Source organism: Desulfolutivibrio sulfodismutans DSM 3696 (assembly GCF_013376455.1).
Lineage (GTDB): Bacteria > Desulfobacterota > Desulfovibrionia > Desulfovibrionales > Desulfovibrionaceae > Desulfolutivibrio > Desulfolutivibrio sulfodismutans.
This window is the reverse complement of sequence record NZ_CP045504.1, coordinates 879,413-896,459: the sequence shown is the minus strand read 5'-3', so window position 1 is coordinate 896,459 and position 17,047 is coordinate 879,413. Positions and strand designations below refer to the sequence as shown.

At 65.6% G+C, this 17,047-nt stretch carries 17 protein-coding genes and 1 tRNA gene; 4 read left to right on the top strand and 14 right to left on the bottom strand.

Features of this window, described 5'->3' with window-relative positions; genetic code table 11:
- The first annotated feature begins 131 nt into the window (after window positions 1-131).
- Together ispG and GD606_RS04335 are read left to right on the top strand one after the other, a co-directional pair.
- On the top strand, window positions 132-1,238 hold the full coding sequence (ispG, locus tag GD606_RS04340) for a flavodoxin-dependent (E)-4-hydroxy-3-methylbut-2-enyl-diphosphate synthase (RefSeq protein WP_163303712.1): 1,107 nt from the start codon (window positions 132-134) through the stop codon (window positions 1,236-1,238).
- Window positions 1,229-2,959 (top strand): proline--tRNA ligase, encoded by a 1,731-nt coding sequence (locus GD606_RS04335; protein WP_163303713.1) that lies wholly within the window; start codon window positions 1,229-1,231, stop codon window positions 2,957-2,959. The genes ispG and GD606_RS04335 overlap by 10 nt, the downstream gene beginning before the upstream one ends.
- Before the next feature lie 117 nt (window positions 2,960-3,076).
- Here GD606_RS04335 and GD606_RS04330 read toward each other — a convergent pair whose 3' ends face one another.
- Window positions 3,077-4,537 carry a sigma-54-dependent transcriptional regulator gene (locus GD606_RS04330; RefSeq protein WP_163303714.1) on the bottom strand — a complete coding sequence of 487 codons (1,461 nt, stop codon included), beginning with the start codon at window positions 4,535-4,537 and terminating at the stop codon, window positions 3,077-3,079.
- Between the two features lie 205 nt (window positions 4,538-4,742).
- Here GD606_RS04330 and GD606_RS04325 point away from each other — a divergent pair, with 205 nt between their 5' ends.
- Entirely contained in the window at window positions 4,743-5,162 is a 420-nt protein-coding gene (locus tag GD606_RS04325) for a hypothetical protein (RefSeq protein WP_163303715.1), read from the top strand.
- A 13-nt stretch (window positions 5,163-5,175) separates the two neighbouring features.
- Here the strand turns inward: GD606_RS04325 and GD606_RS04320 are convergent, their stop codons facing one another.
- From GD606_RS04320 to GD606_RS04280, 9 genes are all read right to left on the bottom strand, one after another.
- The gene (locus GD606_RS04320) at window positions 5,176-6,189 is read right to left on the bottom strand and encodes a glycosyltransferase (RefSeq protein WP_163303716.1); all 1,014 of its coding nucleotides are present in this window, start codon (window positions 6,187-6,189) and stop codon (window positions 5,176-5,178) included.
- Between the two features lie 51 nt (window positions 6,190-6,240).
- Window positions 6,241-7,023, bottom strand: a complete 783-nt coding sequence (locus tag GD606_RS04315; protein ID WP_163303717.1) for an ATP-binding cassette domain-containing protein — start codon at window positions 7,021-7,023, stop codon at window positions 6,241-6,243.
- Window positions 7,024-7,387: 364 nt separating this feature from the next.
- A complete protein-coding gene (gene modA / locus GD606_RS04310) occupies window positions 7,388-8,131 on the bottom strand; it encodes a molybdate ABC transporter substrate-binding protein (protein WP_163303866.1) in 744 nt (247 codons plus the stop codon).
- 13 nt (window positions 8,132-8,144) lie between these two features.
- Complete coding sequence (modB, locus tag GD606_RS04305) at window positions 8,145-8,813, bottom strand: molybdate ABC transporter permease subunit (protein WP_163303867.1); 669 nt, start codon at window positions 8,811-8,813, stop codon at window positions 8,145-8,147.
- A gap of 438 nt (window positions 8,814-9,251) precedes the next feature.
- On the bottom strand, window positions 9,252-9,467 hold the full coding sequence (locus GD606_RS04300) for a hypothetical protein (RefSeq protein WP_163303868.1): 216 nt from the start codon (window positions 9,465-9,467) through the stop codon (window positions 9,252-9,254).
- Between the two features lie 151 nt (window positions 9,468-9,618).
- Window positions 9,619-10,380, bottom strand: coding sequence for an N-acetylmuramoyl-L-alanine amidase family protein (locus GD606_RS04295; protein WP_163303869.1), 762 nt, complete (start codon window positions 10,378-10,380; stop codon window positions 9,619-9,621).
- Window positions 10,377-10,688, bottom strand: coding sequence for an MTH1187 family thiamine-binding protein (locus GD606_RS04290; protein WP_163303870.1), 312 nt, complete (start codon window positions 10,686-10,688; stop codon window positions 10,377-10,379). The genes GD606_RS04295 and GD606_RS04290 overlap by 4 nt, the downstream gene beginning before the upstream one ends.
- Window positions 10,685-13,051, bottom strand: coding sequence for a penicillin-binding protein 1C (gene pbpC, locus GD606_RS04285; protein ID WP_163303871.1), 2,367 nt, complete (start codon window positions 13,049-13,051; stop codon window positions 10,685-10,687). The genes GD606_RS04290 and pbpC overlap by 4 nt, the downstream gene beginning before the upstream one ends.
- On the bottom strand, window positions 13,030-13,818 hold the full coding sequence (locus tag GD606_RS04280) for a response regulator (RefSeq protein WP_163303872.1): 789 nt from the start codon (window positions 13,816-13,818) through the stop codon (window positions 13,030-13,032). The genes pbpC and GD606_RS04280 overlap by 22 nt, the downstream gene beginning before the upstream one ends.
- A 343-nt stretch (window positions 13,819-14,161) precedes the next feature.
- Between GD606_RS04280 and GD606_RS04275 the strand changes: the two genes are divergently transcribed.
- Window positions 14,162-14,237, top strand: a tRNA-Thr gene (locus GD606_RS04275).
- 215 nt (window positions 14,238-14,452) lie between these two features.
- Here GD606_RS04275 and GD606_RS04270 read toward each other — a convergent pair.
- The 4 genes from GD606_RS04270 to GD606_RS04255 form a co-directional block, all read right to left on the bottom strand.
- Window positions 14,453-15,169: a DNA cytosine methyltransferase gene (locus tag GD606_RS04270; RefSeq protein ID WP_246298898.1), complete on the bottom strand. Its 717-nt coding sequence runs from the start codon at window positions 15,167-15,169 to the stop codon at window positions 14,453-14,455.
- Window positions 15,170-15,188: 19 nt separating this feature from the next.
- Window positions 15,189-15,365, bottom strand: coding sequence for a Com family DNA-binding transcriptional regulator (locus tag GD606_RS04265; RefSeq protein ID WP_163301402.1), 177 nt, complete (start codon window positions 15,363-15,365; stop codon window positions 15,189-15,191).
- Window positions 15,366-15,505: 140 nt separating this feature from the next.
- Window positions 15,506-16,252 (bottom strand): DNA-methyltransferase, encoded by a 747-nt coding sequence (locus tag GD606_RS04260; RefSeq protein WP_163301401.1) that lies wholly within the window; start codon window positions 16,250-16,252, stop codon window positions 15,506-15,508.
- 75 nt (window positions 16,253-16,327) lie between these two features.
- Window positions 16,328-17,011, bottom strand: coding sequence for a hypothetical protein (locus GD606_RS04255; RefSeq protein WP_163301400.1), 684 nt, complete (start codon window positions 17,009-17,011; stop codon window positions 16,328-16,330).
- Window positions 17,012-17,047 lie beyond the last annotated feature (36 nt).

The window sequence follows — 17,047 nt, the reverse complement described above, 5'->3', positions numbered from 1 at the left end:
TCAGCAAAAAAGGCAAGGCACGGGACGAGCCTCTCCGGTCGGGGTTCTCGTCGAGGTTCGTCCCGCAGCGTTGGACGCTCTTGGCTTTGGGCCTGAAATGGGCTAGCAGGATCGACGTACGGACACGACCCATGGAAAACGAATCCCTCATCCCGAAACGCCACCCCACGCGCGCCATCCGGCTCGGTCCCCTCCGTATCGGCGGCGGGCATCCCGTCCGGGTGCAGAGCATGACCAACACCGACACCCGGGACGTGGCCGCCACCGTGGCCCAGATTCACGCCCTGGCCCGGGCCGGGTGCGAGATCGTTCGTCTGGCCGTGCTCGACGAGGTCGCCGCCCGGGCCATCGCCGACATACGGCCCCTGTCTCCCGTACCGCTTATCGCGGACATCCATTTCGACCACCGCCTGGCCCTTCTGGCCCTGGAGTCCGGCGTCGACGGCCTGCGCATCAACCCCGGCAACATCGGCGGGGAGCGCGCCGTGGACGCCGTGGCCGCCGCCGCCAAAGACCGGGGCGCGCCCATCCGGATCGGGGTCAACAGCGGGTCCGTGGAAAAAGACCTGTTGCGCCGCTACGGCGGCCCCACGCCCGAGGCCATGGTGGAAAGCGCCCTGACCCATGTGGCCCTTTTGGAGAAGCGCGGTTTCGATCAGATCAAAATTTCGCTCAAGTCCTCGAACGTTCCCCGCACCATCGCCGCCTACCGCCTGTTGGCGAAGAAGGTGGACTATCCGCTGCACATCGGCATTACCGAGGCCGGAACCCCCATGCGCGGCGCGGTGAAGTCCGGGGTGGGGCTGGGCATCCTCTTGTGGGAGGGCCTGGGGGATACGCTGCGGGTGTCGCTTACCGGCGACCCCGTGACCGAGATGGGCGCGGCCTGGGAGATTTTGCGCTGCTTGGGCATCCGCGCCCGGGGACCGGAGATCATCTCCTGTCCCACCTGCGGCCGCACCGAGATCGATCTGGCGGCCCTGGCCGAGGCCGTGGAGGAACGCCTGCGGCAGGTGACCGAGGTGTTCACCGTGGCGGTCATGGGCTGCGTGGTCAACGGCCCTGGTGAGGCGAAGGAGGCGGACATCGGCCTGGCTGGCGGACGCGGTCTGGGGGTCATTTTCCGCAAAGGGGAACTGGTGTGCAAGGTGAAGGGCCAGGAAGCGCTTCTGGCCCGATTCATGGAAGAACTCGACCGTGTCATCGAAGAGAAAAAAAAGGAAACCGCATGCGCCTAAGCACGTTTTACGCCCCCACGCTCAAGGAAGATCCGGCTGACGCCGAGGTGGTGTCCCACAAGCTCCTTTTGCGGGCGGGCATGATCCGCAAACTCACCGCCGGGGTGTACACCTATCTGCCGCTTGGGTTGCGGGCCGTAAACAACGTGGCGAACGTGGTTCGGCAGGAGATGAACCGGGCCGGGGCCCTGGAAGTGCTCATGCCTGCGGTGCAACCCGGGGATTTGTGGAAGGAGAGCGGCCGGTGGAACGTGTACGGCAAGGAACTGTTGCGCTTCATCGACCGGCACGACCGGGAATGCTGCCTGGGGCCCACCCATGAAGAGGTGGTCACGGATCTGGTGCGCCACGAGATCCGCTCCTACCGCCAGTTGCCGCTGAACCTGTACCAGATCCAGACCAAGTTTCGCGACGAGATCCGTCCCCGGTTCGGACTCATGCGCGGCCGCGAATTCATCATGAAGGACGCCTATTCCTTCGACAAGGACGATGCGGGCGCGGACACGAGCTATTTCGCCATGTACGACGCCTATGCCCGCATCTTCTCCCGCCTGGGGCTCAGGTTCCGGGCCGTGGAGGCCGACTCCGGCCCCATCGGCGGCAGCTTTTCCCATGAGTTCATGGTCCTGGCCGCCACGGGCGAGGACACCATCGTGGCCTGTTCGGCATGCGAATACGGGGCCAACCTGGAGAAGGCCGAGGCCGTGTGCCACATGGCCGAGGAGTCGACGTTCTGCCCGCCCGCCGAGGTTGTTGCCACACCCGGGGTGCACACGGTGGAGGAGGTGGCCGCCTTTTTGGGCGTGGCCGCCGACAGGATCATCAAGACCCTGCTCTACGTGGCCGATGGAAAGGTGGTGGCGGCCCTGGTGCGCGGGGACCGGGAGGTCAACGAGATCAAGCTCAAAAACGTGCTCGGGGCCACGGAGATGGAGCTGGCCTCGCCCGAGGTGGTGACCAAGGTGACGGGCGCGCCCGTGGGGTTTGCCGGACCCGTGGGGCTTGCCGTGGACGTGGTCTATGCCGACAAAGAGCTTTTCGGTCGCTCGGACTGGATCGTCGGGGCCAACGCGGCGGACGCGCACCTGCGGCATGTGGATCTGGCCCGGGACGCCACAGTGGAATGCTCCCTGGACCTGCGCCAGGTGGCGGCCGGGGACATGTGCCCCAAGTGCGGGAAGCCGCTTCTTTTCACCAAGGGCATCGAGGTGGGGCACGTCTTCAAGCTGGGAACCAAGTACAGCACGACCATGGGCGCCATGTTCCTGGACGAAGAGGGCAAGGAACGTCCCCTGATCATGGGCTGCTACGGCATCGGCGTGTCCCGGGTGGTGGCGGCCTGTCTGGAGCAAAATAACGACGAGCACGGCATCGTGTTTCCGCCGCCCATGGCCCCTTTCGAGGTGGCCCTGCTCAATCTGAGCCCCAAGGACGAGACGGCCGTGGCCAAGGCCACGGAGTTGCACGACCTGCTTGCGGGCATGGGGGTGGAGGTGCTGCTCGACGACCGGGACGAACGGCCCGGGGTGAAGTTCAAGGACGCCGACCTGATGGGCTTTCCCATGCAGTTGGTTTTGGGCGGCAAGGGGCTCGGGCGCGGGGTTGTGGAGACCAAGGACCGGCGCACCGGGGAGAAGGGCGAACTGCCCCTGGAAAGCTTTGCCGAGGCGTTTGCGGCCTTTCGGCAGGGTGTGCTGGACGGTTGGGAAAACCGGGGTTAGCCCCGGGGCTTCCCTGCGAACGCAGCGGTTTTTCGCCCCGCCCGCGAGGCTCTCGCGGGCGGGGCGTTTCGTTTTTCCAGGGATGTGGGAGGCAACGTGATGACGCCGTAGGCGGCCTTACCGCGTGGAGATGCCGTGGATGCGCAGGTAGCGGTACAGGCTTTGTTTGCCGAGCTTGGACAGGTCGCAGGCCTGGCGGATGTCGCCGTGGCAATGGGTCATGACGGCCTGGAAATAGTTTTTTTCCGTCTGGCGTTTGTAGTCGTCGAAGGGGATGAGCAGTTCGACCTGCTCCCCCGGTTCCTGACCGCCGGGCGCGGCCTCGCCGACCTCCGGGCTGCCGTTGTCCCCGGGCCCGGCAAGCAGCCCCAGGCCGTTGCCCTGGCCATTCTTTTTGCCGCCGGGGCCGCCCATGCCCCGGATGCGAATCTCAGACGGCAGATGTTTGGGATACAGGGTGGGGTCGAGCCTGGCCCGGACCACGATGTTTTCCACGGTGTTGACCAGCTCGCGTACGTTGCCCGGCCAGTCGTATTCCAGCATGAAGTCGAAAAATTCCGGGGAGAAGCCCTTGAGCGGCACGTTGTATTTGCGGCAGAAAAAGTGGGTGTAATAAAGTGTCAGCTCCCGGATGTCCTCGTCGCGTTCGCGCAGGGCGGGGATGGCGATATGCATGGTGTGCAGCCGAAACAGCAGATCGCTGCGGAACCGCCCCTCGGCGGCCATGGCCGGGAGATCCTTGTTGGTGGCCGCCACCAGCCGAAAGTCGCTCGACTCCTCCTCCTTGGCCCCCACCGGCCGGAAGCGGCGCTCCTGCAGCACCCGCAAAAAGGCCTTTTGCATGGCAAAGGGCAGCTCCCCCACCTCGTCGAGAAACAGGGTGCCGCCATGGGCTTGGCGGATAAGGCCCTCGCTTTTTTTCTCGGCCCCGGTGAACGCGCCCTTGGCGTGGCCGAACAGCACGCTCTCGATGAGGGTTTCGGTCAGGATGGAGCAGTCCACGACCACGAAGGGGCCATCGGCCCGGGGGCTGTTTTCGTGGATGGCCCGGGCGAAAAGCTCCTTGCCCGTGCCGGTTTCCCCGGTGATGAGCGTGTTGGCCTCGCTGTTGGCCGCCTGGGCGATGAGATCCAGGCACTTGGCGATGACCGGGCTTTGGCCGATGATGCGATCCCGTTTCAAGGCCACGGTGGGCGCGTGATGGGAGAATTTCTCCTTGCGGTACTGCAGGGCCCGGATCAGGGGCAGGGACATGACGTCTTCAGTGGCGGGCTTTTCGATGTAGTCCCAGGCCCCGTTCTGGATGGCCAGTTCCGCGCCGTTGGGGTAGCTGGCGCCGGTGAAGATGATGACCTCCGGGGCGCGGTCGCCCTCGGTGATGGAGGACACGGCGTTAAGCCCGATGCCGTCGGGCAGGTCCACATCGAGGTACACCACGTCGAAATCCCCGTCTTTGACGGCGGCAAGTCCCCGGGTCAGGGTGGGGGCGGCATGCACCTCGTGCCCCATGCCCTCGAACACCAGACGGCACACCTGGCGTATCTGTTCGTCGTCGTCGATGATGAGGATTTTCGCCATGGGGCCTCCAGTGTGGGAAATCCTATCTATATTACGTCGATTGCCAGTGATTGTCGAGATGCCTGAGCACGCCGACAAAGCAAGGCGTTGCCCGATGGCGGCATCCCGGAGCGGCTGTCTTTGCGCTTTGCCAGGGGATCGGGCATGATGCACGACAAAGAGACGGCAACCCGCCGCATCCCGGCCAGCCCACTGGAGGTCCGACATGCCCGCCCGTCCCCGGCGACCGTTGCCCGTGTGGATCATCTTCCTGTTCTACGCCATAAGCTCCATCTACAGCATCCTGTCCGTGTTTCTCATCACCAGCGGGGCCTTGGACCTGCCCCCCGAGCAGCAGGCCTACGTGGCCCGGTTCACCACCTTCGACATGGTCATCGGCTATATTGTGGCGGCGGTGACCATCATCGGCGTCTTTTTGCTCTTTCGCCTCAAAAAGGCCGCCGTGCCCACGCTTTTTCTGGCCCTTGGCGTCAATGTCTTCTCATCGGCGGCGTTTTATCTCAAAAACGACCCCACCCGGGTCATCGACCCCTCGGGGCTCCTGTATCAGGCCGGGGGCGTGGCCCTTTTCGCCGTCGTGTGCCTCTACGCCCGGCATCTGGGCAGACACGGGGTCTTGTCCTGACGTCCCGGGCGTCCTACGCCGCCGGGAGGTAGTCCCGTCCAGGCACATACCCCCGGGCCGCCACGAAGGCCGCAATCTCCTGCGCCGCGCCCCGGCTGGCCACATACGACACCAGAAACCGTGATCCGGCGGGCGGCAGTTCGTCGCGATGCCGCACGGGCCGTCCTCCCACCACCTTCCCCACCTTGCGCGGGTCGATGTCCCACCATCCGCCGATGACCACGCCGTGGTCGCACAGCCTCTCCGCCCGCCGGCGGGTGACGCGCCCGGCCCCGAGCACCTCGATCACCGGATGGAAGGGATTGGTCCGCTCCAGATGGCGGGCCAGGTATCCGGCCTTGACGGCGTGGAACCGGGCCGGGTCGTAGCGGGGGTCCGTGCGCGACAGCCTGTCCGGCGGATCGTTCCAGGTCACGAGAGGTTCCGGAACCTTGGCCATGCGCACCCCGGCCTCCATCCAGCGCAGCCACAGTTCGTAGTCCTCGGGAAAGGGGCCGTCGGCATAGCCGCCGTGTTCCCGGACCAGTCCGGCCCGGAACATGACCGTGGGATGGGGCAGGGGGGATTCCCGGAAGCGTTCCAGGGCGATGGCCTCGGGGGTGGTCAGGCTGTTGGCCCAGTCCAGGTGGTTTTTGTAGCCCGCCGCCCGCTCCGGATCGCCGCCGAAGGCGGCCAGGCAACTGACCAGGCCGATGTCCGGATGGTTTTCCAGATAGGCCGCCTGCTTCTCCAGACGGTCGGCGCGGCAGGTGTCGTCGGCGTCATGGCGCGCGACGTATGGCCCCCGGCACAGGCCAAGCCCGTGGGCTAGGGTGGCCGCGATGCCCCGGTGCGGTAGAAAAAAGGGCCGCACCCGGCTGTCGCACCCGGCCGCCGCCGCGATTACGCCCCGGGTCGCGCCGCCGTCGTCGGACCCGTCATCAAGGAGCACGATCTCGAAATCGGGATGCGTCTGGCAAAAAAGGCTGTGCAGGGCGGCGGGGAGCGTGGCGGCGGCATTGCGCACGGGCATGAGCACGGAAATCATGGCCCTGCCTATCTCAGGCTGCGCGGCGGGGCAATCGCAGAAAAGCGTTCTCTACGCCTCGGACGTATCGTAGGTACACCTGACCAGACGGTCTGCGGCGCCGTGAAAACCGGGGCAGGGATCATGGGCGGGCGGTTCCGGAACCCCGGCCGTGGCGTCGCTGAAATCGATGATCTCCCCGGTCGTGCCTTTCCGGTACGGTACGGCCACCTTGGCGAAGCGCACCGCCTCCTCGGGGTCGTGGGTCACCAGGATAAGCGGTATCCCCAGCCGCTCCAACAGATCCTTGACCTCCTCCCGCAGCCGCGACCGAAGCGGCAGATCCAGCGCCGAAAACGGTTCGTCCAAAAGCAGCACCCCCGGCCTCGGGACCACGGCCCGGCTTAACGCCACGCGCTGCCGCTGCCCGCCGGACAATTCCCGGGGCAGGCTGTCGGCCAGCCTGGACAGGCCGAAAAGCTCCAGCACCTCGTCCACCCGTTGCCGCATCTCCCTGGCCATGCCTCCGAACAATCCCCTGACCCCGAACGCCGCGTTCTGGCGTACCGTCAGATGCGGAAAAAGCGCATAGTCCTGGAACACGAACCCCACCCGGCGCAGCCGCACCGGCACGTCTATCCCGGCCCTGGAATCGAACAGCACCCGGTCGTCAATGCGGATCATCCCGGCGTCCGGCCGTAAAAGCCCGGCCACGGCCCGAAGCGTCAACGATTTGCCCGATCCCGACGGCCCGAAAAGCACCACGCGGCGCTCGTTGGTGGCGAACCGCGCCGATAACGAAAACGAACGCCGTGAGCCGTTCAACTTTTTCTCAATCTCGATACTGATGCGCATATGGCCTCCATGGTGGTGGCGCTGGGGCTGCCGCCCCAGCCCCCCCCCGGGGCTGGGATGCCTGGGGCTGCCGCCCCAGACCCCGCCCGGGGGGAATCATTCCCCCCGGACCCCCCGTCTCCTGGCCGTCCGGCGCGGAGCGCCGGGCGGCCAGGAGAGCGGGCGTCGGGCGGGAACGGTTCTCGCCGGCCGCCTCCCGGCTAGGGAGTTGGTCCCGATGGGACACTGGTCTCCCGGTTCCGGGTCCGGTTCGGAGGGCGAAGCCATCCGGGCCAGACCCGGGACCGGAGTCCGGGGTCCAGGGGGATGATCCCCCTGGCGGGAGAGGGTCCGGGAGAGGGCAGCGCCCTCTCCCGGCTCTTCCCTACGGCTTTTTGAAGCCGTATTTGGCCAGCACGGCCGCGCCTTCGGGCGAAGTGACGAAGGCGATAAACTTGGCGGCCTCGGGCTTGTTTTTGGAGGCGGCGAGGACGGCCATGGGGTAGCTGACGGGTTTTTCCAGGGGGATTTCCTCAACGACCTTGACCTTATCGCCGCCCTGTTTGGCGTCGGTGGCGTAGACGAATCCGGCATCCACCTCGCCGCGCGAGAGGTAATCCAGAACCTGACGCACGGATTCGGCCAGGATGCATTTGGGGGACAGGGTGTTCCAGACGCCGAGCTTTTCCAGGGCGCCCTTGGTATAGCGGCCCACGGGCACGGTTTCGGGGTTGCCCACGCCGATTTTGGTGACCTTGGCGTCAGAGAGCGAGGCCAGGTTTTTCACGGTGGAGGTTCCGGCCGGGATGGCCAGAACCAGGGCGTTTTGGGCGAAGTTTTTACGGCTGGCGGCGTCGATGAGGTTCTTTCCGGCCGCGTCGTCCATGGTTTTCTGGTCGGCGGAGGCGAAGACGTCCACGGGCGCTCCCTGTTCGATCTGCTTGAGCAGCGGGCCGGAGGCGGCGAAATTGAAGGTCAGGGTCACGCCGGGGTTGGCCTTTTCAAAAAGCGGCTTGCATTCGGTGAAGGCGTCGGTGAGGCTTGCGGCGGCGGATATGGTGAGGTCTTTGGCCAGAGCGGGGCAGGCCAGGGCCACAACCAGGGCCAGGGACAGGATCAGACGTTTCATGACGGACTCCCTTTTAGGTGTTGGGTTTGAGAAGTTTTCCGGCGATGACCAGGATGACGACGCAGACGGTTGAGACGACGAGCACCAGGACATTGGCCAGCCGGTCGTTTCCGGCCTGTACGGCGGTATAGACGGCCAGGGACAGGGTTTGAGTCTTTCCCGGGATGTTTCCGGCCACCATCAGCGTGGCCCCGAACTCGCCCATGGCCCGGGCGAAGGCCAGCATGCCGCCGGACAGGATGCCCCGGAAGGCGAGGGGCAGGGTGACCTGGAAAAAGATGCGGGATTCCGAGGCCCCGAGCGTACGCGCGGCGTTCTCGATGTTCGGGTCCACGCCGTCTAAGGCTGCGCGGGCCGAACGGAAAACCAGGGGAAAGGCCACCACCGTGGCGGCCAGCACCGCGCCTTCCCAGGTGAACATGAGGCTGACGCCGAAGGTCTCTTCCAGCCACTGGCCGAGGATGCCGCGCCGTCCGATGAGCACGATGAGGTAATAGCCGAGCACCGTGGGCGGCAGGACCAGCGGCAGGGTGCACACGGCGTCCAGCCAGTCGCGTCCGGCGAAGCGGAATTTCCCCACGAACTGGGCCAGCCCCACGCCGAGGCACAAGGCCGCCAGGGTGGCCAAAAGGGCGACCTTGAGGGTCAGGAGCAGGGGGGTGAGGGCGGCGGCGTCAATCATGGGCGGCCTCGGGGTGGGGCATTGGCTTGTCGATGCGGGCTTTTGGCCGCCGCACGCCGGAGGATTTCGCCTGTGCGATGCAGGCCGTGACCGCCTGGAACTGGTGAAACGGAAGCGGTGTGGGGCCGGACAAGACCATTGAACCTCTCGCAGGGGAATGCTTTTTCAGGATGGTGTGAAAACCGGTATGACTTCTGTTATGCTTAGAAAAGCATATCTTAACCTTTTTTCCCGCCGAAGGGCAATCTGGTCACCGGATTTTTCATTTCGGTGACTGGACGTCCCGCCGGTCGTGCCGTTGGCGCCAGCACAACCAGTCAGGCACGGCAAGGCCACAGACAAAACGATCTGGAATCGGGTTTCCGCCTCCTGGCCGTCCGGCTGGAGGAACCGGACGGCGGGGGAATGGCGGAACGGTGGAGGCAAGGCGGCAAACGATCAGCGGCTGTGAAACGGCAAGAACCAGCGGGGGCGGGCAGGCGCCCGGCAGGACATGCTGTCCAGATGACCGCCTGGGAGGTCACCGGCCTCGGGATGCGTCGGGCAGGGGACAAGGCCCAGTTCGGCGTCGAAAACGGCGTGGGAGGCCCCGGGAAGGGATTCCAGGATCAGTGCGGCAAGAATGATGACGGCCAGGACGATGGCGATGAACATGGCGACCTCCTTGCAGTGCGATGCACTTCTTAAGCAAGGGGTGTGCCATGGAAAATATTCAGAATGTCAGTGTGTTATGATTTCACGGGGTATTGGCTGTGGATACGTTTTTGTATGATCAGACAAAAATGGCGGAAAAGAAAGGACGGGGTCAAGGCCGGACGGCGGCTGCATATTTGGCCACGCCCTGGGCGACGGCCCGGGCCATGCGCTCGCGCCGGGTCGGATCGGCCAGGGCCGTTTCCTCGTCGCGGTTGACGATGACCCCGGCCTCCACCAGCACGGCGGGCATTGTGGCCCGGGAGAGGACGGCCAGGCCGTCGTAGCGGTACAGGCCGCGTTCGGGGTCGATCAGTTCCCGGCCCTCGCCGGGGATGGGCTCGGCGTGATGGGCGGTGGGGGTGAACCCGGCGCTGCGCAGGCTCTCCCCGATGGATTTTCCCAGGCCGATGCTGGCGGCGGAAGCGGGATTTTTAGCCGAAAAAAAGAGGCTGTAGCCGGAAAACCGGTCGCAGTACTTTCTTTGGCGGCCCTCGAAGGGCCACACCGACAGGTAATGGGGCTGCACCGAATCGTGATGGATGGACACCAGGACATCGGCCTTTTTCCGGTTGGCCAGGATGGCGCGTCCGGCCGGGGGGACGTCCGTCCCGGCCTCGTCGATGAGAAAGGCCCGGACCAGCCCGGCGGCGTGCAGCTCGGCCACCACCAGCCGGGCCAGTTCCAGGTTGAATCGGTATTCGGGCACGCCCCGGGCGCTGGTGGCCCCGGAACGCTTGAGGCTGTGTCCCACGTCCACGGCCACCACCGTATCGGCCAGGGATTTCTCCGGACGCCCGCCTCCCGACGCGCCGTGGGCCGGGACTGCGGACAGCAGCAGCAGGGCCAGGACGGCTTGGGCCAGACGGCTCACGGCTCGCCAGTCTTTGTTTTGGCCAGGACCGACTGCATCTTTCCGGTCAACCGTCCCATGGGGCCCTTGCGGCAGTCCAGGCGCAGGGCCACATGGATGCGGCCGCAGTCGGGCGAAAGGGCCTTGTAGCAGGCCCCCACCACATCCATGACCGCCTCGAAGGTCTCGCCCTCAATGCTGGTGGCCATGGGCCCGAAGACGTAGGGCAGGCCGCTTTCCCGAATCACGTCCACGGCCCGGGCCACATAGGGGCTCACGGAGGCCCCTTTGTCCATGGGAAAAATCGACAGTTCCGCCATCACGCTCATGGGATGCCCTCCATTTTTCCGTCCACATGATAGGTCACGCTGTCCATGCGCCCCAGGTCGTCCATGACCACCAGCCGGTGCCGTCCCGGCGTGAGATCCACGAACAGCCGTTCCGCCGCCGTCCCCTGGGCCACCAACAGGCCGTCCTGGTACCAATAGACCTTTGAGGCCGGGGCGGCCACATTGGCCGCAAGCGACAGCCGCTGGAAGGCGGCGGGGACATCCTGGCGCAGGGAATAAGGCGCGCCCGGGCTGGGGGAGACGATACGCGGCGGTTCGCCCCCGGCCACCTCGGCGCAGTCCGGGTGCGGCGGTGGCGGGACGGGGAAGGCGATGCCCGCCGAGCGCCACCAGGCGCACAACTCCGCCGGAAATTCGGTCACCACCTCGGGCCGCGAGGGGTGGCGCTCCAGGCATTCCCCGGCCAGCCGCAGGCCCCGCTTCAGATCGACGTGAATCTGCCGGTGCACGGTGCAGGGGGCCAGCCGGGTGACCCCGGGGATGGTGGTGATGGTGATTCGGCGGTCGCAATACGGCCCGGGCAACTCGTGGCTCTCGGCGCAGACCTCCACCCCGGCCAGATTCAGGGGGCCGGGGTCGGGCAGGCGCGACCCGTTGCGCTCCACGGCCCGAAACAGCTCAAAGAGGATGGGACCGGCATGCACCGCGCCGGAGATGCCCTTGACCGGGGTGGCGTCCATGTTGCCCACCCAGACCCCGATGACGTGTTCGGCGGAATAGCCGAAGGCCCAGGCGTCGCGGTGGCCGTAGGAGGTGCCGGTCTTCCAGGCCACGGCCGGGACGCCCATGGCCCGTTCGAAGCCGCCGGGCAGATCCGGCCGCTCCACCTTGGCCAGGATCTCCGTGATCAAGGCGCAGGATTCGGGAGAGAAAAGCCGGAGACCCGCCACGGGGGAGTCGGGAAAAAGGCGCGGGACCACATGTTCGCCCCCGGCGGCCAGGGTGGCGTAGAGGCCGGTCAGGGACAAAAGCGTCACCTCGCCGCCGCCCAGGACCAGGGACAGGCCGTAATGGCTGGCGGGCTTGTTCAGGGTGGTCAGCCCCCCGCGCGTGAGCAGGGCATGGAAGTTTTCGGTCCCCACGGTATCCAGAAGGCGCACGGCCGGGACGTTGAGGGAGGTGATGAGGGCCTTTTCGGCCGTGACCCGGCCGCGAAACAGGCCGTCGTAGTTTTTTGGGGCGTAGCCGGAAAAGGCGGTGGGGATGTCCAGGAGCAGGGTCTCGGGCACGATGATCCCGGCGTCCATGGCCGTGGCGAAGAGGAAGGGCTTGAGCGCGGACCCTGGGGAGCGGCGGATGACGGTCCCGTTGATCTGGCCGCTGCGCGGGGCGTCGAAAAAATGGGGTGAGCCGACCATGGCCAGGACGTCGCGGCGGGCGCGGTCGAGGATGACCGCCGCCACCGAGCCGATGCCCAGGCTGCGCAGGCGTTCGGCGCGTCCCTTGAGGATTTCCTCGGCTGCCTTTTGCACGAAGGGGTCGAGGGTGGTGGGTACCGTGGACTGGCCTGGCCGTTTGCTTTTGGCCAGGTCGCAAAAATGGGGGGCGAAAAAGGGTGGCGTGGCCACATGGCCGGGCACGGGCGTGGCCTTGGCCTCGGCGGCGTCGTGAGGGGAAATGGCCCCGCGCGCGGCAAGCTGGTCCAGCACCATGTCCCGGCCCCGGGTGGCGGCCTGGGCGTCGCGGACCGGGTCGAGGCGGGTGGGGGAGCGCGGCAGGACGGTCAAAAGCGCCGCCTCGCCCAGGGACAGGCGATCCGGGGGCTTGCCGAAATAGAAGAAGGCCGCTGCGCCCACCCCCACGATGTTGCCGCCAAAGGGGGCCAGGTTGAGGTAGGCGGTGAGGATTTCGTCCTTGGAATGGCGGCGTTCGAGCTGCACGGCGCGGAACATCTCCACGCACTTGGCGGACAGGGTGCGCGGCTTGGGCTCGACGAGGCGGGCCACCTGCATGGTGATGGTGGAGCCGCCGCTTTGCACCCGCCCGGCCATGAGGTTGCCAAGGGCAGCCCGGGCCAGAGCCAGGGGGTTAATGCCCGGGTGGCGGCGGAAATGCCGGTCTTCCGAGGCCACCAGGGTTTGCGCCAGGATGGGGGCGGTGTTTTCCAGGGTCACGGGAAAACGCCAGGCGTGATCCGGGGCCAGATACAGGCGCAGGGGGTTCCCGTTGCGGTCCTGGATCACGGTGGCGGGCGCGGGATGCAGGCGGCCTTCCGGAAAGGGAAAGACAGCGTCGAGGAGGAAAAAGGCCGCCACCGGAATCAGGACAGCCAGGACGGCCGCCAGGAGAAGGCGCTTGCCCGGACGGGATCGGCTTCTGCCTAGGAATCCTTTTTTTCGCACAGCGCCTTGTAATCCTGGAGGATGTCCAGCATGTCCATCTGCTGGTTGACCCGGCAGTAGAATTCTTCCATGCTGATGGGCTTGGTCAGGAAGTCATTGGCCCCGTTTTTAATGAACCGGGCGGTCTGTTCGCCCCCTTCGGCCGAAACGCCGATGATGGCCAACCTGTCCTTGGGCCGGGTCTTGCGGATCTCGGTGATCAGTTCAAAGCCGTCCATGCGCGGCATGTGGTAGTCGGTGATGAGCAGGCGCACATCCGGGGTGTCGCGCAGGATGTCCAGGGCTGCGGCCCCGTCGGCGGCCTCCATGACCTGATAGTTCTGGTTTCCCAGAAGGGTGGCCATCTGGTGTCTTGCGAGTTTGGAATCGTCGGCCACCAGCACGGTGACGGATAGATTTTTGTGCAGCCGCTCAATGAGGTTTTCCATGTTGGTCACTTCGGCCATGGATTTGAGGAAATAGTCCACCACGTTTTGCGCGAGGAGGTTTTTGCGGACCTCCTCGTCAAACGACGAGGTCATGACCACGGCGGGAACGGCGTATCGGTTGGCCAGGGCCACGATTTCGCCGCCGGTGTCGTCGGGGAGGTTGAGGTCTAAGACGGCGACGAAGATGTCGTCGCGGCTTTGCTCCATGACCTGGGCGGTCTCGGCCAGGGTGGCGGTGACCAGGGTTTCGTAAGGGGTCACGCCGCGGATGTGTTCGCTCATGATCCGGGCCTGGACCCGGCTGTCCTCGACGATCAGCACCTTGGTTCCGTGGGGCATGGAGCACTCCTTTGCGTCTTGCCCGTGGAAGTAGCAGGAGACCCGGGGGGTTGTCCACGAGGGAAAGCGGGAGGCCTCGGGGCCGGGAATGCGGCATGGCTGGATGGAGGGCGGGGATGGCCGTTCCTCCGACGCCCGGATACCGGCCCGACAGCGGTTATGCGCCCCATGCTTCCAGCATGGCAGGATGGATGCTGGGATGATTTTCGATTGTATGCCCGATTCCGGCCCGGCTGCGGCGATGCGCCTCATACTTGACGAGGGGCACGCAGGACGTATATGAAGACGGGCCGCGCAACCGCGTGGCCACGCGATCGCGACGACCGCGCGAATGGGCACGAGGGCCAGCATAGCTCAGTTGGTAGAGCAGCTGATTCGTAATCAGCAGGTCTGGAGTTCGAGTCTCCATGCTGGCTCCAAGAATTTCAAGGGCTTAGGGGGTAATCCTCCTAGGCCCTTTTGATTTTCTATCAACTGCGCCAACCGCCCCGCCAACCTTCCCCTGTGGATTTTGAGGATGGACAGTCCTAATGTAAGTGCGCAAGCAAAATGAGAAATCGTTGCAGGCGAAATGAGAAATGGCGAGGGCGGATCGGGGAGATGAAAACACCCCCTTGCTCCGCCCTCGCCAGCCCTATTGCGCGACGTGTTCCGAGTCGGCTTTGATTCGGGTCAGAACCCACCGCAGGACAGGAGGCGTGATGCCGTTTCCGAGCACACGCAATCGGTCCATCCAGGAGGAACCCCCATCATCCACTCGACAAACGACGGGGCCGCGATAAGCCGCAACGGCGGCCTGGGCTCTCGGTCCTTCAAGCCGTAGACCATTCCAATCAACCGGGCCGTCAGGTTGCCCGTGGAGCGCCAGGTCTCCTCCCGGCGCAAGTATTGGCGCACGGGCTCTCCCTCGATGGCCGCCGGGGTAGGCAACAAGGAGAACCCGCTCACGCAGATGCGGGGCGCCAAAGGCCGCCGCAGGGAACACGTCCCATTCCGCATCATACCCGATCTCGGCCAAGTCCCCGAGCACCCGGTCGATTCCCCGCCCGAGCAGGGCCTTGACGTTTTCCACGACTGCGTAGGCCGGTCGTAGCTCGCGAATGACCCTGGCGTATTCGGACCAGAGTCCGGATCGGCTGCCTGTGATCCCCGCGCCAGACCCGGCGCATGAGATGTCCTGGCAGGGGAAGCCGCCAATGACGATATCGACCTTTTGGGCGTTTTCGGCATTGACGTCCCTCACATCCTGGAAGACCGGGATACCCGGCCAGCGTTTTTCAAGGATCGCCCGCGCATACGGGGCGCACTCGCAAAACCAGGCATGGGCAAACCCGGCCTGGTTGACCGCCACATCGCCGATTCCGGCACCGCTAAACAGACTCCCGACATGCAATCTTCTCTCCTGACGGGGCCTCGATGGGCTCTGGTCCGGGGCTCACGGCCCTCAGGAGATGCACCGTCCCGCAACGCGGGCACTTGATGGCGAGCTCGAACGCCTCGCCCTTGGCCAACAGCTTGTTACAAATACCGCAACGAATTTCCCTCATTTCAGTCCTTTACAGCTTGGGCCGGGGCCTGCTAGCTCATCTCCATCCCTGGCGCCAGGGGAGGGGCAGCGGCTTCGGCCGGGGACCGGTGTGTCAGCACCGGGCCAGTGGGGCGGCGCAACCCGCCCCGCCTGCTCCACTTACTGGACCGTTTGACCAACTCCTTGCGCGGCCCGTATCCGGTCGCCAGCCACGCGGTAATACTCAGGCGACAATTCGACTCCGACAAAGCGACGGCCGGTCTTGATGCAGGCCAGGGCCGTGGTCCCGCCGCCCAGGAAGGGATCGAGAACGGTCCCCTTTTCGGGCGTCACGGCCAGCAGTTCGACCAGGAGGTCGATAGGCTTTCCGGCCAGATGCACCTTGTCCCCGGGGACCACCCGGAAGCTGAAAACCCCCGGGAGGCAGCGCGTCGTGAACGCCTTAGCCGGGGCCTTGGCGGCGCAGATCACGAACTCAGCGTCACGCCGGAAGGCGCCGCGCATGGGCCGCGCGGTCGGCTTGTGCCAGACCACGATCCCGCGCCAGACGAATCCGGCGGCCTGGATCGCATCGGTCATGGCCGGAATCTGCCGCCAATCCGAAAAGACCAGGACCGGCGCGCTGGGCCTGGCCACCCGCCAGCATTCCGAAAGCCACAGACTCGACCACATGATGAAGGACCGTTGGTCCTTGAGGTCTCCCAGCATGGCCGGGTACACCTTCATCGTGCCGGTCTTTTGGTATTTCCGGGCCGGATCGATCTGGCGTGCGCCGACGTGCAACCCCCCGCTGGAATACGGGGGGTCGGTCACCACGGCGTCAACGGATTCGCCCGGCAGTTCCCGCAGGACCGCCAGGGCATCGCCATTCCACACTATGCCATTGTCAAAGAGCGCCTTTTGCATGACGAGACCCTCTTTCAAGGGGCTCATGGGCTCTCGGGTTGGGGCTCGCGGCCCTCAGGGGGCGACGGTATATGTTTAGGCCTGGACGAGGTCCGGCCAGACGACTTCGGCAACAGCCACGGCAATGGCCACCACATCCCCGGCCGCGCCCACCTGGAGCTTGGCCCGGCGACGCACCGCCTTGATGGACGCGCCATAGGCCAGCCAGGCAGCCCGGTCGGCCAAGACCGCCACGGCCACGTCGCGCAGACTTACCTCGCCAATCGTGGCCATGAGGGCTTCCTGCTCGGCCGCCAAAAATGGATAGGCCGCCGCAGGCAGCGGGTCCGGAGCGGCCACGGCCCGGGCCGCCTCCTCGGCGGTATGCTGGTATTCCAGGGATTGGCCCGCTCCCGGGGTCAGGACCAACAGCCTGCGGCGCTCGGCCTCGGCGTCTATTTGCGCGAGGGCATCCGCCTTTACAGCCTCCACGTCCATGTCCGGCTCTCCGGCCAGCATCGGCACGCCGTCGGGACGCCTGCCTGAAACGACAGTACCCCGGCCAAAGGCCGTGCGACTCACGGAGACGGCCAGGGCGACGTCCTTGCAACGCAGGCAGGCATACACGGCCGGGTCCGACACCGACACCTGACCGAAATAGAACAGATCGTGCCGATCCGAAGCAGGTACGAAGTCTTCATCCTGCACCAGCCCCAGGCCGCCCAGATCGGCCAGCAAGGAGTCCCGACCCGGCGCTTGCAAATACAACAAAACGATCATGCTTCCTCCCGGTAACAACTGAAATCCCAGCTCTGA